Annotated in this window: 15 protein-coding genes and 1 pseudogene; 11 read left to right on the top strand and 5 right to left on the bottom strand. The window is 71.7% G+C overall.

The features are described from left to right. Window positions 1-2 precede the first annotated feature (2 nt). Window positions 3-1,640 carry an ABC-F family ATP-binding cassette domain-containing protein gene (locus ACIBF8_RS22095; RefSeq protein WP_396785223.1) on the bottom strand — a complete coding sequence of 546 codons (1,638 nt, stop codon included), beginning with the start codon at window positions 1,638-1,640 and terminating at the stop codon, window positions 3-5. A gap of 62 nt (window positions 1,641-1,702) precedes the next feature. On the opposite strand from ACIBF8_RS22095, the gene ACIBF8_RS22090 reads away from it, so the two are divergent. The 3 genes from ACIBF8_RS22090 to ACIBF8_RS22080 all read left to right on the top strand — a co-directional run bounded on the left by ACIBF8_RS22090 (window position 1,703) and on the right by ACIBF8_RS22080 (window position 3,347). Further along, the gene (locus ACIBF8_RS22090; RefSeq protein ID WP_396785221.1) at window positions 1,703-2,473 is read left to right on the top strand and encodes an ROK family protein; all 771 of its coding nucleotides are present in this window, start codon (window positions 1,703-1,705) and stop codon (window positions 2,471-2,473) included. 129 nt (window positions 2,474-2,602) lie between these two features. Next, a complete protein-coding gene (locus ACIBF8_RS22085; RefSeq protein WP_112584722.1) occupies window positions 2,603-2,971 on the top strand; it encodes a M48 family metallopeptidase in 369 nt (122 codons plus the stop codon). 121 nt (window positions 2,972-3,092) lie between these two features. Further along, window positions 3,093-3,347 (top strand): Smr/MutS family protein, encoded by a 255-nt coding sequence (locus ACIBF8_RS22080; RefSeq protein WP_030329768.1) that lies wholly within the window; start codon window positions 3,093-3,095, stop codon window positions 3,345-3,347. A gap of 168 nt (window positions 3,348-3,515) precedes the next feature. On the opposite strand, the gene ACIBF8_RS22075 is transcribed toward ACIBF8_RS22080, so the two are convergent. After that, complete coding sequence (locus tag ACIBF8_RS22075) at window positions 3,516-4,730, bottom strand: low temperature requirement protein A (RefSeq protein WP_396785219.1); 1,215 nt, start codon at window positions 4,728-4,730, stop codon at window positions 3,516-3,518. Window positions 4,731-4,844: 114 nt separating this feature from the next. On the opposite strand from ACIBF8_RS22075, the pseudogene ACIBF8_RS22070 reads away from it, so the two are divergent. Beyond that, window positions 4,845-5,224 (top strand): annotated as a pseudogene (locus ACIBF8_RS22070) (CHC2 zinc finger domain-containing protein); the annotation flags it as partial. Between the two features lie 270 nt (window positions 5,225-5,494). On the opposite strand, the gene ACIBF8_RS22065 reads toward ACIBF8_RS22070, so the two are convergent. Continuing rightward, complete coding sequence (locus ACIBF8_RS22065; protein ID WP_396785217.1) at window positions 5,495-5,743, bottom strand: hypothetical protein; 249 nt, start codon at window positions 5,741-5,743, stop codon at window positions 5,495-5,497. A 221-nt stretch (window positions 5,744-5,964) separates the two neighbouring features. Here ACIBF8_RS22065 and ACIBF8_RS22060 point away from each other — a divergent pair, with 221 nt between their 5' ends. Then, window positions 5,965-6,738: a proline hydroxylase gene (locus tag ACIBF8_RS22060; RefSeq protein ID WP_396785215.1), complete on the top strand. Its 774-nt coding sequence runs from the start codon at window positions 5,965-5,967 to the stop codon at window positions 6,736-6,738. A gap of 16 nt (window positions 6,739-6,754) precedes the next feature. Then, entirely contained in the window at window positions 6,755-7,696 is a 942-nt protein-coding gene (locus tag ACIBF8_RS22055; protein WP_396785213.1) for a threonine/serine dehydratase, read from the top strand. 113 nt (window positions 7,697-7,809) lie between these two features. Here the strand turns inward: ACIBF8_RS22055 and ACIBF8_RS22050 are convergent, their stop codons facing one another. Continuing rightward, complete coding sequence (locus ACIBF8_RS22050; RefSeq protein ID WP_396785211.1) at window positions 7,810-9,993, bottom strand: tetratricopeptide repeat protein; 2,184 nt, start codon at window positions 9,991-9,993, stop codon at window positions 7,810-7,812. Window positions 9,994-10,241: 248 nt separating this feature from the next. Between ACIBF8_RS22050 and ACIBF8_RS22045 the strand changes: the two genes are divergently transcribed. Next, window positions 10,242-10,730: a hypothetical protein gene (locus tag ACIBF8_RS22045; RefSeq protein ID WP_396785209.1), complete on the top strand. Its 489-nt coding sequence runs from the start codon at window positions 10,242-10,244 to the stop codon at window positions 10,728-10,730. Window positions 10,731-10,779: 49 nt separating this feature from the next. Here the strand turns inward: ACIBF8_RS22045 and ACIBF8_RS22040 are convergent, their stop codons facing one another. Further along, complete coding sequence (locus tag ACIBF8_RS22040; protein WP_396785207.1) at window positions 10,780-13,206, bottom strand: M28 family peptidase; 2,427 nt, start codon at window positions 13,204-13,206, stop codon at window positions 10,780-10,782. Window positions 13,207-13,488: 282 nt separating this feature from the next. Between ACIBF8_RS22040 and ACIBF8_RS22035 the strand changes: the two genes are divergently transcribed. Genes ACIBF8_RS22035 through ACIBF8_RS22020 form a run of 4 tightly spaced genes read left to right on the top strand, consistent with a single transcriptional unit; the run spans window position 13,489 to window position 17,669 of the window. After that, entirely contained in the window at window positions 13,489-14,688 is a 1,200-nt protein-coding gene (locus ACIBF8_RS22035; RefSeq protein WP_396785205.1) for a PP2C family protein-serine/threonine phosphatase, read from the top strand. Then, window positions 14,685-16,418, top strand: a complete 1,734-nt coding sequence (locus tag ACIBF8_RS22030) for an ATP-binding protein (RefSeq protein WP_396785203.1) — start codon at window positions 14,685-14,687, stop codon at window positions 16,416-16,418. Before ACIBF8_RS22035 ends, ACIBF8_RS22030 begins: the two co-directional genes overlap by 4 nt. Next, a complete protein-coding gene (locus ACIBF8_RS22025; RefSeq protein WP_396785201.1) occupies window positions 16,415-16,867 on the top strand; it encodes a response regulator in 453 nt (150 codons plus the stop codon). Before ACIBF8_RS22030 ends, ACIBF8_RS22025 begins: the two co-directional genes overlap by 4 nt. Continuing rightward, complete coding sequence (locus ACIBF8_RS22020; protein ID WP_396785199.1) at window positions 16,860-17,669, top strand: inositol monophosphatase family protein; 810 nt, start codon at window positions 16,860-16,862, stop codon at window positions 17,667-17,669. The genes ACIBF8_RS22025 and ACIBF8_RS22020 overlap by 8 nt, the downstream gene beginning before the upstream one ends. Window positions 17,670-17,725: the final 56 nt, after the last annotated feature.

Genomic DNA, 17,725 nt, shown 5'->3' with positions numbered 1-17,725 from the left:
GATCAATCCTCGGCGATCCGCCCGGCGTCGACCCGCAGCCGCCGATTGGTCTCGATGGCGGCCAGCATCCGCCGGTCATGGGTGACCAGCAGCAGCGTTCCGGGATAGCTGGCCAGCGCCGACTCGAGTTGCTCGATAGCCGGCAGGTCCAGGTGGTTGGTGGGCTCGTCCAGCACCAGGAGATTGACCCCACGGCCCTGGAGCAGGGCCAGCGCCGCCCGGGTCCGCTCACCGGGCGAGAGGGTGGCCGCCGGCCGGGGCACGTGCGCCGCCCGCAGCCCGAACTTCGCCAGCAGGGTCCGCGCGTCCGCTGGCGACAGGTGGGGTACGGCCGCCTGGAACGCGTCGATCAGCGGCGCGTCACCAAGGAACAACCCCCGGGCCTGGTCCACCTCGCCGACCACCACGCCAGGCCCGAGCGAGGCGGTGCCGGCGTCCAGCGGCAGCCGCCCCAGCAGCGCGGCCAGCAGGGTGGACTTGCCCGAGCCGTTCGCTCCGGTCACCGCGACCCGGTCCGCCCAGTCGATCTGGAGGTCGACCGGGCCGAGGGTGAAGCCACCCCGGCGTACCACCGCCTGGCGCAGCGTGGCCACGACGGCGCCGGCGCGGGGCGCGGCGGCGATCTCCATCCGCAGCTCCCACTCCTTGCGGGGCTCCTCGACCACGTCGAGCCGTTCGATCAGCCGTTCGGTCTGCTTGGCCTTGGCGGCCTGCTTCTCGCTCGACTCGCTGCGGAACTTGCGGCCGATCTTGTCGTTGTCGGTGGCCTTGCGGCGGGCGTTCTTCACGCCCTTCTCCATCCAGCCGCGCTGGGTGCGCGCCCGGGCCTCCAGGTTCGCCTTCGTGTCGGCGTACTCCTCGAAGTCCGCACGGGCGTGCCGGCGGGCCACCTCGCGCTCCTCCAGGTAGGCCGCGTAGCCGCCGCCGTAGTGGTTGACCTGCTGCTGAGGCAGGTCCAGCTCCAGCACCCGGGTCACTGTCCGGGTGAGGAACTCCCGGTCGTGGCTGACCAGCACCGTGCCGGCCCGCAGCCCGGTGACGAACTCCTCCAGTCGCTCCAACCCGGCCAGGTCCAGGTCGTTGGTCGGCTCGTCGAGCAGGAACACGTCGTACCGGCTGAGCAGCAGCGACGCGAGCCCGGCCCGGGCCGCCTGGCCGCCGGAGAGCCCGGTCGTCGGGTGGTCCAGGTCGACCGCGAGCCCCAGGTCGGCGCTCACCTGCTCGGCGCGTTCGTCCAGGTCCGCGCCGCCCAGGGCGAGCCAGCGCTCCAGCGCGTCGCCGTACGCGTCGTCGGCGCCCGCCGCCCCGGCGGTCAGCGCCTCGGTCGCCGCGTCCAACGCCGCCTGCGCGGCGGCCACCCCGGTCCGGCGGGCCAGGAAGTCGCGTACCGTCTCGCCCGGTCGCCGTTCCGGCTCCTGCGGCAGGTGCCCGACGCTCGCGGTGGGCGGGCTGAGTCGCACGCTGCCGGCCTCGACCGGCAACAACCCGGCGAGGGTACGCAGCAGCGTCGACTTGCCGGCCCCGTTCGGCCCGACCAGCCCGACCACGTCACCGGGGGCGACCACCAGGTCCAATCCGGCGAAGAGCGAGCGGTCGCCGTGCCCGGCGGCCAGGTCCTTGACGATCATCGTGGCGCTCATCAGGACGGCAGCCTATCCGGCCGCCCGCATACGACCGGTCGGCAGCGGGCAGACTCAACGACGTGGTGACCACACTGGCGATCGACTGTGGCGGCGGGGGCATCAAGGCGTCCGTGCTCGACGAGGCGGGGACGATGCGGGCCCGGCCGTTGCGGGTGCCCACCCCGTACCCGTTGCCGCCTGCGCTGTTTGTCCGGACCCTGCTGGATCTGGGCGGGCGCCTGCCAACGGCGGACCGGCTCACGGTCGGCGTACCCGGGATGATCCGGCACGGAGTGGTCGTGAGCACGCCGCACTACGTGACCCGCAGCGGCCCTCGCAGTCGGGTCGACCCGGACCTGCTCGCCGAGTGGTCCGGCTGGGACGCGCGCGGCGCGCTGGTCGACGCCTTCGGGGTGCCGGCGCTGGTGCTCAACGACGCCGAGGTGCACGGCGCCGGGGTGGTCGCCGGCACCGGCTGCGAGCTGGTGCTGACCCTGGGGACGGGGCTGGGCAGCGCGCTCTTCGACGGCGGGGTGCTCGCACCGCACCTGGAGCTGTCGCACGCGCCGGTGCGCTGGGGCACCACCTACGACACGTACGTCGGTGAGCCGGAACGTCGGCGGCTCGGTGACGCCTTCTGGTCCCGCCGGATCCGCCAGGTGGTGGACGGCCTCCGCCCGGTTTTCCGCTGGGACCGGCTCTACCTGGGCGGGGGCAACTCCCGACTGATCCGCCCCGAGCAACTGGCCCGGATGGGCGACGACGTGGTGGTGGTGCCGAACACCGCCGGAATCGTCGGCGGGGTCCGCGCCTGGGAGCTGTCCGCCGGGCGCCGGGACGCCCGAACCTGACCCGCCGGCGCCCGTCGGCGCCCGTCGGCGGCCGGAAGTGACTCGATCTCGACTGCGGGAACAGTCGCCAAACGTCCGGTGTTGTGCCAGCGTCGGAACAGGTGACGGTGCGACCCGAGGAGGTGGCAGATGGATCTTCTGGCGGACTACCGGCGGGCGACCATGTTCTTCGAAACCGGTGACCCCAGCGGGGCGGCCCGACTGCTGGAGCCGATCATCGATGCCGAACCCGGCAACGCGGCGGTCCGGCAGTTGCTGGCCCGGGCGTACTTCCAGTCGGCCCAGCTCAACCGGGCCGAGGAGCACCTGCGGGAGCTGGTCGAGCGGGACCCGAGCGACCACTACGCGCACCACGTGCTCGGTCGGACGCTGGAGCGGCTCAACCGACACACCGACGCGCTGCGGCACCTGCGGATCGCCGCCGCGATGTACGCGGCCAACGACGACTACCGGACCGCGCTGGAGCGGGTGGAGACCCGCCTGGGCGGCCGGCGCTGAGCCTGACCCGGTGACGCGTGCGGGGGCGGCCCTTCGGGGCCGCCCCTTCGTCGTCGTCGGGCGACCTGAAGGACGTGCCTAGGATGGCGGACATGGGACCTGACCGGCCGGGGGCTGCGGCATGAAGCTCAAGCTGGACCTGCACGAGATCTTCAACAAGGGCCACGACATCGACCGCGCGTTGCGCGGGATCATGGACGAGGCGGTGGCGAAGAAGGCCACCCTCGTCGAGATCATCCCCGGTAAGGGGTCCGGCCAGCTGAAGAAGCGGGTGCTGCGGTTCCTCGACCAGAAGGACGTCAAGCAGCTCTACCACCGCGTGGAAAAGGACTCGAAGAACTTCGGCCGGCTCTTCGTGCACTTCCGCTGGAAGTAGCAACGGCCTTGTCGATGGGGTGTAGGTGTGGCACGGGCGGTGACGCGCCCCTAGCACCGCAGGACGCCAGGCCAGCTCGGCTCGGCGGACGCCTGATTCGGATCGTCTACGCGGCGGACCATCATCCTCAGCGGGCTGACTCTCCCGGTGTACGGACGGGACGTCGGTTCAGTCGGTGGTGGTGACCGCCCCCGCCGGCTGCCTCGACCGTTCGCTGCCCAGCAGGACGGTGAACAGCACCGCGTACCCGGCGATCACCGCGCTGAGCAGCACGAGCAGCAGGTACGGCGAGGAGACGGCCAGGGCGAGTGCCCAGACCGCGGCGGCGGCGAGCCCGAAGAGCAGTGCGGCGGGGAGCGAGACCCGGATCGACAGCCAGTACAGGCCCAGCCCGGAGACGATCCAGACGGTGGACGCGCCGGCGAGCAGCAGGCGTACCTCCTGGGTCATCGGGATCTCCCCGTGGATCGCCCGCACTATCTGGGCGAGCGCCCACCCGAGCAGCAGCAGGCCGCCACCGAGCGAGTAGTGCAGGTAGGTGTAGGGCTGGCCGCCGCGCAGCCGGTGGATCGGGATGCCGCTGGTGACGAAGGTGGCGTAGATCCACCAGATCGCCGCCGGCACGAGGGCGGCCAATGCCCCGGTGAGGGCCATCTTCTGCTCCGGGTGGTCCGGCACCGTGGCGAGCAGGTCGGCCACCGTGCTGCCGAGCACGATGATGACGAACTGGCCGACCCGCTCCGGCAGATGCCGGACGTCCACCGGCCACCGGCTCAGCCAGCGGTAGCCGATCCAGGGCGTGGCGAGCTCGATCGCTGTCCCGGTGATCCAGAACACCGGGCGCAGGTGCCCGGGGACGGCCAGCGAGGCCAGCCAGATCAGCCAGCCGATCCCGAAGCCGATCAGGTAAACGGCGGTACCCGCCCGGGCCATTCTGGTCTGGGGGCGGGCCCGGATGTAGAGCAGGAGCAGCACGCCCCGGACGATCAGATAGCCGACCGGCAGTATCTCGCCGTCGGGGACCTCGTCCACCCCGAGGGTGATCGCTCCGGCGCCAAGCAGCGCGAACAGCAGCAACAACCGGTGCGGCAGGTCGTCCGCCTCGTACCGGGTGGCGTAGTAGGCGTGCCCCACCCAGGCCCACTGCACCACCAGGAAGAGCCCGAAGACGGCGACCACGCCGCCGAGTCGGGGCGTGGGATCGTCGCCGAGCCGCTCGACCACGGCCGCCAGGGCGAACACGAAGATCACATCGAAAAAGAGCTCGAACCAGGTGGCGTGCCGGTGGCCGGACTCCTCGGCCACGGTGGCCGTCGGCCGTACCGCGATCAGCCAGCCGGCCAGGCGGTTCCAGCGGGCCCCGTCGCCCCGTCGCCTCCACATCTGTCCATGCTCGCCGAGCGGGTCGGGTGTCCGGGACGAAACGGGGGCAAGGTGTGCGCGGTCCGCGCCACACCGCGCGCCCCCGCCCGTACGTCGTCTGTCCGGCAGGGAAGGATGTACGCCGAGGGGGTGCATCCATGGCTGGCCGGATCCGGGATGAGGACATCGCGCTGGTCCGCGAGCGCACCTCGATCGCGGAGGTCATCTCCGACACGGTGACCCTGAGGCCGGCGGGCGCCGGAAACCTCAAGGGCCTCTGCCCGTTCCACGACGAGAAGAGCCCGTCGTTCAACGTCTCGCCCGGGCGCAACGTCTGATACTGCTTCGGCTGCGGGGCCGGCGGCGACGCGATCAAGTTCCTCATGGACGCCGACCACCTCAGCTTCGTCGAGGCGGTCGAGCGGCTCGCCGCCCGCGCCGGCATCCAACTGCGCTACGTCGAGGCCGACCACTCCCGTTACCTAATGAATCCCGAACGGTCCGTCGCGGCTCGCGGGATGCCTGCCCGTTACCCGATCTCTGAAGGTGCAGCAACGCCTCAGGTGGCAGGGGTTGGAACGATGTGCTGGCCCAGGGAGACCTGACCCGAACGCCAGCGCCCTTGTGGTGATCAAGTGATGAAAAGTAGGTTCCCGCGCTGTTCTTGACCTACTTCTCATCACCTGATCAACGAGCGAACCCGCCTCGGTCATCGGCGGGTCAGAGGCTGGTGACGAGGAGGCCGTACGCGAGCAGCGGAAGCTATTGCTGTTGGGTGAGCAGCGTCAGCCCGCGAGGGCTTCGGCGCGGGTGCCGTGGCCGACCGGGCGTCGGGACCAGCACTGTGGGCGCTGCCGGACGGCGAGCTCCAGGGCCTGGTGGTCGGACTCGATCATTTCTCGGGCTATCCGACGCGCCATTTCCAGGCGGTCGACGTGCATATCAAGATCCGTCGGGCCGGCGCCTGCCATCTCGAACTCCTTGTCAGCGTTCGAACTAGTCGCATCATGCGTCACGCCGAGAATCGTCACCATTCCCCGATCGGTGGAAAGCTTCCGCCGTACGGCTCGGTGTCGTGTCTCCCGGTTGCGCCGATGGTAACGGTGGCCGCGTCACGCCGCCCGGAACTGACGGAACCCCGCCTTGCCGAAGGTTTGTACATTGCACGGTGCGCGGATCGGGGGGCGCGACATGTCCGGTGAGGGATCTTCGTTACGGGAGGATCGCCGTGCAGCATTCGAGTAGGACCGACCCCTTGTTCGTCGCCGTCGAATCAGACTCGATCACCCGTGCGGATATCGCCGGGCTCATCGCGGGCCGACTGGCCGCCGTCCGGGTGCCGGGGTTGTTGTCCGCGGCCCGCTGTCAGGCGATCACCGCTGCCCTGGCGAACGCGCCGATGGACCGGTACGACGAGAGCCGGGTCTTTCCCGTGGTCGCCAAGTTCGGCCCGGCCATCAACGACCACCGGGCTGGCGGTGAACTCCGCGACGACTACTGGGACGCCGCGGCCGCGGCCGAGAAGAGTTGGTCCACGCTGGGCCTGGCGGACTCGCCCCGCGAGCTGTGTCTGGCCGCGTTCCGAGGCGCCTGGCCGGACGTGGCACCCGGGCGGCGGCAGGGTCGGGAGATGCACGTCGGCATCGTCCGCGAGATCAACGCGGGCCTTCAGATGCACTTCGACGACGCGGTCCGGGAGTACGCGGGCCGGCTGCTCGACGGCGAGGTGGTGGCGCAGTTGGCGTTCAACATATACATCCGGGTGCCGCCGGTCGGTGGTGAGACCGTGCTGTGGCGGCGGCGCTGGCAGCCGAACGACGAGGCGCTGCGGATTCCCGGCGGGTACGGCTTCCAGGAGTCGGCGGCCGCCGACGCGCAGTCGTTGACGCTGCGACCCACGCTCGGGGAGGGGTTCCTGTTCGATCCGCGGCACTACCACACGGTGCGTCCCGCGACGGATGGCCGCCGGATCTCCATAGGATGCTTTGTCGGGCTCACCGACGATGGTCGACTGGCCCTCTGGTCGTAGTGAAGGGCGTTTCCCCATGGTGGACAGAAGCAACGTCGAGGCGGCCGCGGCTCTTGTCGAGGGGCGGGTCCGGGAAACCCCGGTCATCGCCGTCGATGGCGCCGATCTGGGGGTGCCCGGGCAGCTCAGCCTCAAACTGGAGCTGCACCAGCACACCGGCTCGTTCAAGCCGCGTGGCGCGTTCAACCGGATGCTCCAGGGGGCGTTGCCCTCGGCCGGGGTGATCGCCGCCTCGGGTGGCAACCATGGCCTCGCCGTGGCGTACGCGGCGCGGTCGCTGGGCGTGCCGGCGGAGGTCTTCGTGCCGGTCACCGCCGCACCGGTGAAGGTGCAGCGGTTGGCCGGGCTGGGCGCCCAGGTGCGCCAGGTCGGTCAGCACTACGCCGAGGCGTTGGCGGCGAGCACCCAGCGGGCCGCGGAGACCGGCGCACTGGTGGTCCACGCGTACGACCAACCGGAGGTGGTGGCCGGTCAGGGCACCGTTGGCCGGGAGCTGGAGCGGCAGGTGAAGGGCATCGACACCGTGCTGGTCGCGGTTGGTGGCGGCGGGTTGGTGTCCGGCATCGCCAGTTGGTTCGGTGGGTCGGTACGCGTCGTCGCGGTCGAACCCGAGCAGATCCCCACCCTGCACTCGGCGCTCAAGGCCGGCCGTCCGGTCGACATCGAGGTGGGCGGCATCGCCACCGATTCGCTGGGAGCCCGGCGGATCGGTGAGATCGCCTTCGACACCGCCCGCCGGACCGAGGTGGTGTCCGTGCTGGTCCGGGACGAGGATCTGGTGCGGGCCCGGCGGTTGCTCTGGTCGGAGCTGCGGGTCGCCGCCGAGTTGGGTGGCGCCGCCGCGCTGGCCGCACTGGTCGGCGGCGCGTACGTGCCGCAGCCGGGGGAACGGGTCGCGGTGATCATCTGCGGTGGCAACACCGACCCGAGTGACCTGGGCCCGGCCGCACCGCACTGACCGGCCGCACCGCCGGCCGCGCCGCCGGCCGCGCCGCCGGCCGCGCCGCCGGCCGCGCCGCCGGCCGCGCCGCACTGACCGGCCGCGCCGCCGGTCGCGCCGCACTGACCGGGTCAGTCGCCGGTGCGCAGTCGGCGCAGGGCGTGCTCCACCTGGAGGGTGTCCAGGTGGGTGTCCCCGAGTAGTCGCCGACGATCGGCCAGCAACTGCTCGTACACCTCGATCGCCGCGTCGACCTGCTCCTCGAGCAGCAGCACCAGGCCGAGGGTGAACCGGATGGCGAGCACCTCGCTGCGGTCGGCGTGCCGGGGTTCCACGGTGGCCAGGGTGGCCCGCAGTTCGGCTTCCGCCTCGGCGAACCGGCCCTGCGCCTGCATGCAACGGGCCAGCGTGTGCCGCGCCTGCCAGGTTTCCGGTTGGTTGAGCGGCCACAGCCGGTAGCGGACCTCCAGGATGGCGTGCAGCATCTCCTCGGCCTCGGGTGCCCGTTGCTGGGCGAGCACCGCCAGCGCCAGGCTGTGCCGCACGATCATGGTGTCCCAGTGTTCGGGCCCGCGGACCTGGTCCTCGGCGGCGACGATCTGTCGCAGCTCCAGCTCGGCCTCCGGCCACTGGCGCTGCGCCATGATCGCCTTGGTGAGCTTGTGCCGGCTGGCGAGGGTGTCGGCGTCGTCGCTGCCCAGCACCCTGGTGCGGTCCGCGATCACCTCCCGGAGCACCCGGTCGGCCATCTCCGGTTGGTTGCGCTCCAACCAGGTGCGGCCCAGCTCGTGGCGCAGCGCCAGCACCTGCGGCCGGTCCAGGTCGTGGTCGTACGCGGCGCAACCGCGCACGATCGGGTCCAGGATGTCGAAGGCCGAGCCGGGTAGGCCGACCGCGATGAGGTAGCGGGCGGTGAGCCGGGTCAGCTCCAGCGCTCGACGTACCGTCTCGGGGTCGTGCTTGTGTTTCTGCGGCACGAGGTATTCCCGCACGGCCTCGACCAGGTGTGGCACCAGCACGTCCCAGTTGGCCCAGTCGGCGGGGTAGTCCGGATTTTGCCCCTCGGTGGCGGCGAGCAGCAGCTTCATCACCAGCCCGTGGTATTCGGCGATCTGCTCACGGACCTCGTCGCGGTCGCGGAACATCGCGTGTACCAGCGGGTGCAGCGACAACACGTGTGCGAACGCCGGGTCGTTGACGTCCTCGTGGACGTCGAAGTCGACCAGGGCGAGGTTGCCGATGCCCTCCAGCACCTTCACCCGCTGCCGGCCGGTGAGCCCCTTGAACAGTGGCGACTCGGCCAGGATGGCCGGCTTGAGCACCACCTCGTAGGGGACCGGAGAGATGCTCAGGCAGGCCAACACGTTGAGCAGAGGCCGGCTCTGTTGGAGCTGGCGGCGGGCCAGCAGGTCCAGTGAGATGTCGTCGACCTCGCGGACGATCTCCAGGCCGAGGGACTCGTCGAGGTCGACGTCGGCGGCGTCGCGCGGCGAGCGGAAACGACGCTGCACGGCCGTCCGGTAGTCGGCGAAGGTGGTGATGGTCGATGAGCCGCGCCAGACCGGGCTGGCGTTGACCGACCGCAGGTAGTTACCGGCCGCGCGCAGGGCCAGGGGTAGCCCGCCCAACTCCCGGGCGAGTTCGCGGGCGTCGGCAAGGCTCCCGGCCTGGGCGCCGGCCCGGTCGATCAGCACCTGGGCGCCGGCGTCGGCGTCGAGCGGGCGCACCTGGTGCAACCTCGACCAGGTGCCCCAGGTGGCCCGGTTGCCGTCCCGGCTGGTCACGATGACCATGCCGTCCTCGGCCTCCGGGCTGCGCAGCCAGCCGGTGCCGTCGGCGAGCACGCCGTCGGTGGGGCCCAGGCTGGCCGGCTCATCGGCACTGTCGAAGATCAGCAGCCAGGGCTGCGCGGCCTGGTTGAGGTAGCGCCACACCAGGTCGGTGGCGCTGATCATCCCGGCCCAGGCCTGGTCGACCTGGGTCTCCGAGGCGCCGAGTTGGCTGACCACCTCCCGCATCCCGGAGTTGAGCCGCCCGGCCTGCACCCACCAGACCGTCCGGCCGTCGGCCCGGGCCCGGCGGGCGATCTCCAGCGCGACGTGGCTCTTGCCGGAGCCGCCCATGCCGCACAGGATGTGCACCGAGGGGCGGCCCCCGGCATCTTCCCCCGGCTGCACGATCTCGTTGATCAGATCCTCACGCCCGTGCAGTGGGCTGTCGAGTCGCCCGAGTGGTGGATCGACGGAAACACGACTCGGCCGGTCGTACGCGGGCCGAGAAACGACGGCTTCCTCGGGTGGAGCGTCCGCAGTCAATGCGGCCCCCCTTCGGTGGCGAATTCGCAATGGGCCGGCGGCGAAAGATCCTGTCCATCTGTTGGACAGTCGGAGGGATTGCCGCCCGCACCATGTAGACCGCAAGGGTATCCATCACCGTACTGGGTTGCACACTCTCCGTTTAGGCCGCCCGGGTGGCCGGAATCGGTGCCGGAATTCCCAATTCGTGGTCGAATCCAGCCGATCCGCCGTGCCCGGCACTCGACAGCCGCATCCACGATGGACTCATGAACTGGTCACCAATCCAGGACGTGATCGACTGGGGCTCCGTGCCGGACTGGTTCGGCGCGGTCGGCTCCATCGCCAGCGTGCTCTTCGTCTACCTCGGATTGCGGCGGGAGATTCGCGCTCGCCGCAACGATGACCTGCGGGTTCGCGCCTCCCAGGCCCGGTTGGTCTCGGCGGTGGCCGAGATTCGCGGCACCTCAGTGCTGCGGCTCACCGTGGCCAACGAGAGTGACGCCCCGGTGCTGGACGTCTCTGTGCTGGCTCGGCTCGTCCCCGCCGATGATCCGGACGGCCCGCCGGTCGCGCTGGCCGCGGCGAAACAGGTCCGTCGGATACCGGGCCGCGAGGGGCACGACCTCTTCGTCACGGTCGCGGCCGAGCACCGCCTACGCGCGGCCGACACCGTTCTGGTGGACCTCACCTTCACCGATCACGACGGAAATCGCTGGCACCGGGTCGGTGCCGGCCAACCCGAACCGGTGGGCTGACCGGAAACGGTGGTCCGGCGGAAGAACGTTCCGCCGGACCACTGTGAGATCAGAGGGGATAGGTGCGGGCGACCGCCAACATCTCCGAGCTGTGCGACCCGACGACGCCGACGGCCGGCGGCCGGGGGCGGAAGCCGGGCAGCGCGTCCAACCCGTCACTGGCGTCCATCGCCCGCAGCGCGACCGGGCCGTCAGCGAGGCTCGGGTACATGGTCAGCGCGATTTCGACACCCTCCGCTGGAGGTGCGTGGAACACCACGCCGAAGCCCCAGGGCTTCTGAGTCGGCGCCATCCGAACGTCGAACTGTCGTCCGTTCACCGTCGCCGACGTCACCGCCGTCGGTCCGTTCACATGCAGCGTGAGCAGGCGGACCGGGCGCTGCGGGAGAACACGCACCCGCACCAGCCGTTCGTTACCGGAGCGGGTGTCGGAGAGCACCTCCACCTTCGGCGCGGGCAGGTCCGCCGCCGGGGCTGGACCGCCCCGCAGCTCCGCATCGCCCAGGCCGGGGAAGTCGTCCACCGTGGTCACGCCGTCCACGTAGCCGTCCGTCCACGGCTGCGGGTCGCCCTCGTGGCTGAGCCAACGGGCCTGGCCGGTGCCGGCGTCCAGCGCGTACATCAGGTGGGTGGGCGCGGGATGGGCGGCATCGAACCGGTCGACGCTCAGCCCGACCCCGGCGAGCACCACCGCCGTCACCGCGGCCGCGGCGGCCGGCAGCACCCCGAGCCGTCGGGCCCGCAACGCCAGCAGGCCACGCTGGCCGCCGGCCTGCGGGTGCAGCAGGTCGACCACCGGCAGGGCGGCCAGGCCGAGCAGCACCGCGACCAGCGCGGCGACCCCGCCCATGGCCATTCCCAGCGCGGGAAAGAGCAGCACCACGGTGGGCAGCAGGATGACCACCCCGACGGCCGCGGCGGCGGTCACCGCCACCACCGGCCAGGGCCCGGTCTGCCGGGTACGCAGCGCCACCAACCCGCCGAGGGCACCGGCCAGCGCCGGCAGGGTGGTGAGGTACGCCCCGCCCGGCACCGCCACGGCGAGCAGCACCCCGAGCAGGGCCAGCCAGGCCAGCCCGCCCACGGCCAGGGCGGCCGGGCTGACCCGACGGCGCAGCAGCGCGTACCAGGTGAGGACGACGGCGGTGGCGAGCGCCAGGACGGCCAGCCGGTACCAGATCGGCCGGTACGGGTCGAGCAGTTCCGCGTACCCCGGTCGGATCGTGGTGATCGCCAGCCAGAGCAGTTGGGCGGCGACCGGCGCGGCGACGATCGGCACCAGGGCCAGCGCGAAGCCGGCGACCAGCCGGCCGGTGCTGGCCCGGCCACTGCGACGCGTCAGCCAGCCCAGGGCGCCCACCGCGGCCACCGCGAGCAGAGCCAGCGGCAGGGTGAGCCAGCCCGGGTAGCGGACCAGCCCGCCGGGGACGGGGAAGTAGGTGGCGTCGTGCCCGGAGCGTAGGTCGGTCAGGTCGGTGCGACCGAACTCGCGGGCCAGGCCCAGCGCGTTGTCGCCGTGCTGCTGGAGGCTGCCCCGGTCCATCGCCGCCGGGGTGTCCAGCGGCGTGTGGTAGATCGCGCCGCCGTCGATGTACGCCGAGTTCAGCCCGACGAACTTCCGATCGAGGAAGGCGGTGAAGTCGGTGTCGTTGGGCAGCGCGCGGTAGATCTCCACCGCGAACGAGGTGCCGACCGGGTGCGGGGCGGCCCGGCCGAAGATGTCCACCAGCTTCGCGTTGTTCCGGGACGTCTCAAACATGATCACCGGCCCGGTGGAGCCCCGCGCCTCCAGGTTGAGCACCACGCCGCCGTCGGCGGCCAGCGGGTGACTGGCGGCGAACGCGGACGCGCCGCAGAGGCACGCCTCCTCGGCGTCGGTCAGCACGAAGACGATGTCGTTGCGGGGCCGCGGGCCGGTGGTCAACGCGCGGGCCACCTCCAGGATGGTCGACGTGCCGGCCGCGTCGTCGTTGCCCCCCGGCCCGGTCTGCACCGAGTCGTAGTGGGCGACCAGGAAGACCCGGCCGGTCGAGTCGGTGCCGGGCAACCGGGCCACCACGTTGCGGACCCGGGCCAGGGTCGCCCCGCCCGCCGCCCCGCTGAGCTGACCGGCCTCCTGCGCCACGGTGTCCTGCACCTCGGTCTCCAGGCCCAGCCCCCGCAACTGCGCCTCGAGGTGCGCGCGGACCTGCTCGTTGGCCGGGCTGCCGGCGACGTGCGACCGGGCCGCGATCACCTGGACGTCCTCGTACGCCCGGGTGGCGCTGAACGCTCCCGCCGGCGCGTCCGCCGGCCTCGGGGCCGGGGTGCGCAGGTCGAGCAGGCTGCCGGCGCCGACCGCGGCCAGCGCGAGCAGCGCCGCCACGGCGGCCACCAGCCGCCGACGCGGCCGAGTCAGCGCGCGGTTGGCAGCGGGTACGCCTGGAACCGGACGCGGCGGCGTGCCCGTCGCGGCCGGGGTGGTGGGTGCGCCCACGGGAACTCCTCGGGGGGTGGTGGGGCCTGGGGTGGAACCATCCTGCCGTCCCTCGGCACCTGGCGGCACGGCCGGGCGGTCACCGATCGGCAAGGATGTCCCTCCGTGGGCAGTGATGCGGCCCATCCCCGCCCGCGCCGCCGGCGTCGTGTTGTGTGCGACCGTTGTCTAATACAGGATCAGCGGGGCACTCGGAAGGAGCCCGACATCACCAGCGAACTCCCGCGTCTCGCGGCGGTGACCCGGCCGCACCGGGGGACCGGCTCGGCCGGCTCCCCAGTTGTGCCGTACCCGCACGGTGGCCTGGCGCGGCACGCCAACCTGCCGCCCGGTGAGCGGTTGCGGGTGCTGTTGGTGGAGGACGACGAGGGTGACGCCTTCCTGGTCGGTGAGCTGCTCGCCGAGACGAACTCGATGATCGACCTGCTGGTCGCCACCAGCCTCCGGGAGGCGCGGCAGCGGATCGGCGACGTCGACTGCGTCCTGCTCGACCTGGGCCTGCCCGACGCGCAGGGGCTGGACGGGCTGCGCCAGGTGCTGGAGATGTCCAGCGGCGCCGCGGTCTGCGTGCTGACCGGCCGTACGGACGAGCACCTGGGCGTGGTGGCGGTCGCCGAGGGTGCCCAGGACTACCTGGTCAAGGGCCAGGTCGACGGGGTGCTGCTGACCAGGGCGCTGCGCTACGCCGTGGAGCGTAAGCGCGCCGACGAGAACGCCCGCCGGCTGCGCGAGGTCGAGCTGCGCCAGGCCGAGTCGGCCCGACTGGAACGCGGCCTGCTGCCCCAACCGCTGATGACGACCGACCAGGTGGCGGTGCACACCTTCTACCGGCCCGGCCGGCACGCCGCTTTGATCGGCGGGGACTTCTTCGACGTGGTGCAGACCCACCCGGACTGCCTCAACCTGATCGTCGGCGACGTCTGCGGGCACGGGGTGGACGAGGCCGCGCTCGGGGTCGAGCTGCGGGTGGCCTGGCGCGCCCTGGTGCTCGCCGGAGTGCCGGACGACGAGGTGCTGCCCGCGCTGGAGCAGGTGCTGATGAGTGAGCGCCGCCTCCAGGAGATCTTCGCGACGGTGGCCACCGTCCGACTGGACCTGGACGCCAACCGGGCCACCGTCCGCCTGGCCGGGCACCCGCCGCCCCTGCTGCTCTCCGGCGGCCGGGTCGCTCCGGTGCCCGCGCCCGGCGGCCGGCTGCTGGGCGTACGACCGCGCCGGCCGATCGCCTACGACCTGGAGTTCGACACCGATGACTGGTCCCTGCTGATGTACACCGACGGCCTGATCGAGGGGCGGGTGGGTGCCGGCGACGAACGGCTCGACGTGCCGGGCCTCAGTGGGTTGCTGGACGAGCCGGACAACCGTTCGGTGTCGCTGCCGGAGCTACCGGCCTGGCTGGTCGGCCGGGCCGAGCGGCTCAACGGCGGCGCGCTCGCCGACGATGTGGCCATGCTGCTGGTCAGCCGGGGCGGTGGCCGGTGAGGCCGGTGGTCGGCGGCTGGAGTCTGCGCCGCCGGGTGATCACCCTGCTCACCGTCGTGGGTGTGTTGCTGATCGGCCTGGCCACCGCGGAGGCGGCGATGGCCGCCCGCAACCGCACCCAGATCGACGCCGTGCTGAACGAGACCGGCCCGCTCCGGGTGCAGTCGCAGGAGCTGCTCAACGCGCTGCTCGACCAGGAGACGGCGATCCGGGGGTATGCGGTCAGCGGTAATCCGGCCGACCTGGACCCCTATCGGGAAGGGCTGGAGCAGGAGAAGAACGTCGTCGCCTCGATGCGGGCGCTGCTCGACGACTATCCGCAGATCGGCCAGGAGCTGCGGATCGTCGAGGAGCGCACGGCGCAGTGGCGGCAGTCGGTGGCGGAGCCGGTGATCACCACCACCGAGCAGAGCGGCACCAGCGCCGGTCAGGCGTTGGTCACCGAACGCGCCCGGCAGCAGTTCGACCAGGTGCGGTCGGCGGTGAACGACCTCCAAGAGGAGATCCTGGCCGCCCGGGAGCAGGCCGCCGCTGACGTGCGTACCAGCAGTAACGTGCTGGTCGTCCTCCTGATCGTCGCCGCGCTGGTGGTGGTCGTCGCCGGGGCGCTGCTGGTGCTCTCGCTGGACCGGATGGTCATCCGACCCCTGATCGGGCTGGCCGACCAGGTCCGCGAGGTCGCCGAGGGTGACTACCAGCACGGCATCGCCACCACCGGCCCGCCGGAGTTCATCCGGCTCGGCCAGGACGTGGACGCGATGCGGCAGAAGATCGCCGCAGACCTGGCCGAGGTCCGGGCCGCCCGCGAACGCATCGAGTGGGTCAACAGCCAGCTTCAGAAGCAGGCCGAGGAGCTGACCCGCTCCAACCGTGACCTGGAGCAGTTCGCGTACGTGGCTTCGCACGATCTGCAGGAGCCGCTGCGCAAGGTCGCCAGCTTCTGCCAGCTGCTCCAGCGCCGCTACGCCGGGCAGCTCGACGAGCGGGCTGACCAGTACATCGCCTTCGCGGTGGACGGGGCGCAGCGGATGCAGCGCCTGATCAACGACCTGCTGGCGTTCTCCCGCATCGGGCGGCTCACCACCGGCTTCGTCGAGGTCGACCTCAACAAGGTGATGGGTGACGTGGCCGGACAGACCGAGGCCGCCCGGCAGTACGCGGATGCCGAGCTGACCTGGACCGAGCTGCCGGTGATCTCGGGTGAGGAACCACTGCTCACCAACCTGCTTGCCAACCTGGTCAGTAACTCGATCAAGTTCCGCCGCCCGGATGTGCCGTCGAAGGTGCACATCTCGGCCCGGTTGGTGGGCACCGAGTGGGAGATCAGCTGCCAGGACAACGGCATCGGGATCGAGCCGGAGTTCGCCGACAAGATCTTCGTGATCTTCCAGCGGCTGCACTCGAAGGACGCGTACCCGGGCACCGGCATCGGGTTGGCGATCGTCAAGAAGATCGTCGAATATCACGGCGGCCGCGTCTGGGTGGACACCGACGTGCCGGAGGGCACCGCGATCCGGTTCACCCTGCCGGCGCTCCCCGGGGACGTCGAGGCGGCTGCCGCCGCCGACTCGTCGGAGCAGCCGGACGCCCCCGGTGCGGAGGACGGCACGTCCTCGAACGAGGCTCCGGCAGCGCTGACGGAGCAGGCCGATGGGTCGGACCAGCCGGACCGCGCCGACGAGACGCCGGAAAGCGGTAGAACGGGTGACATGAGGGAGACGGTGGGATGACCGCGCCGGCGGATGGCAAGAGCCCGATCGAGGTCCTGCTCGTGGAGGACGACCCGGGTGACGTGCTGATGACCCAGGAGGCGTTCGAGGAGCACAAGGTGCGCAACCGGCTGACCGTCGTCTCCGACGGCGCCGAGGCGCTCGCCTACCTGCGACGGGAGGGCCAGTACGCCGACGCGGTGGCGCCCGACCTGATCCTGCTCGACCTCAACCTGCCCCGGCGCGACGGCCGGGAGGTGCTCGAAGAGATCAAGAAGGACGAGGAACTGCGCCGGATCCCGGTGGTGGTGCTCACCACCTCACAGGCCGACGAGGACATCCTGCGCAGCTACCAACTGCACGCCAACGCCTACGTGACCAAGCCGGTGGACTTCGAGCGCTTCATCTCGGTGGTCCGTCAGATCGACGAGTTCTTCGTCAGCGTGGTCAAGCTGCCGCCGCGTGGCTGACACCCTGCTGGACGACGTTGGCGACCTGCTCTGGGAGGCCGCCGACCAGGTCGTGCTGCCACTGTTTCGCAAGCTCGACGACGATGACGTGTCGGAGAAGGCGCCCGGCGAGGTGGTCACCGTCGCCGACCGTCGGGCCGAGGAGCTGATCTCGGCCGGGTTGCGCCGGCTGCGGCCGGGCTCGATGGTGGTGGGCGAGGAGGGCGTCGCCGACGATCCGGGGTTGCTCCGGCACCTGCGCGGCGGCGGGGACGTCTGGCTGGTCGACCCGGTCGACGGCACCGCCAACTTCGCTGCGGGTCGCCGGCCGTTCGCCCTGATGGTTTCGCTGCTGAGCGAGGGGCGACCGACCGCCGGCTGGATTCTCGACCCGCTCGCCGACACTCTCGCCGTCGGTTCGGCGGACGAGGGCACCCTGCTCAACGGCCGGCCGGTGGACCGCGCCGGTGCGGTGCCGGCGCTGGGCGAGCTGCGCGGCGCGGCGATGACCAAGTTCCTGCCACCGGAGACCCGGGACCGGGTCCGTGCCGGCGGCCGGCGGCTCGGTGAGCTGCTGCCCGGCCAGCACTGCGCCGGTCGGGAGTACCTGGACATCCTCACCGGCGAGCAGCAGTTCGTTCTCTTCTGGCGCACCCTGCCGTGGGACCATGCTCCGGGCACCCTGCTGGTCCGTGCCGCCGGGGGCGTCGCCCGCCGGTTCGACGGCGTCGACTACCACCCCGCCGACGACGGCCGCGGGCTGCTCGTCGCGGCCAACGAGCAGGTCTGGGCCGAGGTACGCGAGGCCCTCCTCAGCACCTGATCCATGCGCTGCGCGACCACGCTGGGACGCTGCGTCGACATCGAGACAGCCCGGGG

This window comes from Micromonospora sp. NPDC050276, assembly GCF_044459545.1.
Taxonomy (GTDB): Bacteria; Actinomycetota; Actinomycetes; order Mycobacteriales; family Micromonosporaceae; genus Micromonospora.
The sequence above is the reverse complement of the archived record's forward strand: the minus strand, read 5'-3'. Positions and strand labels throughout refer to the sequence as shown.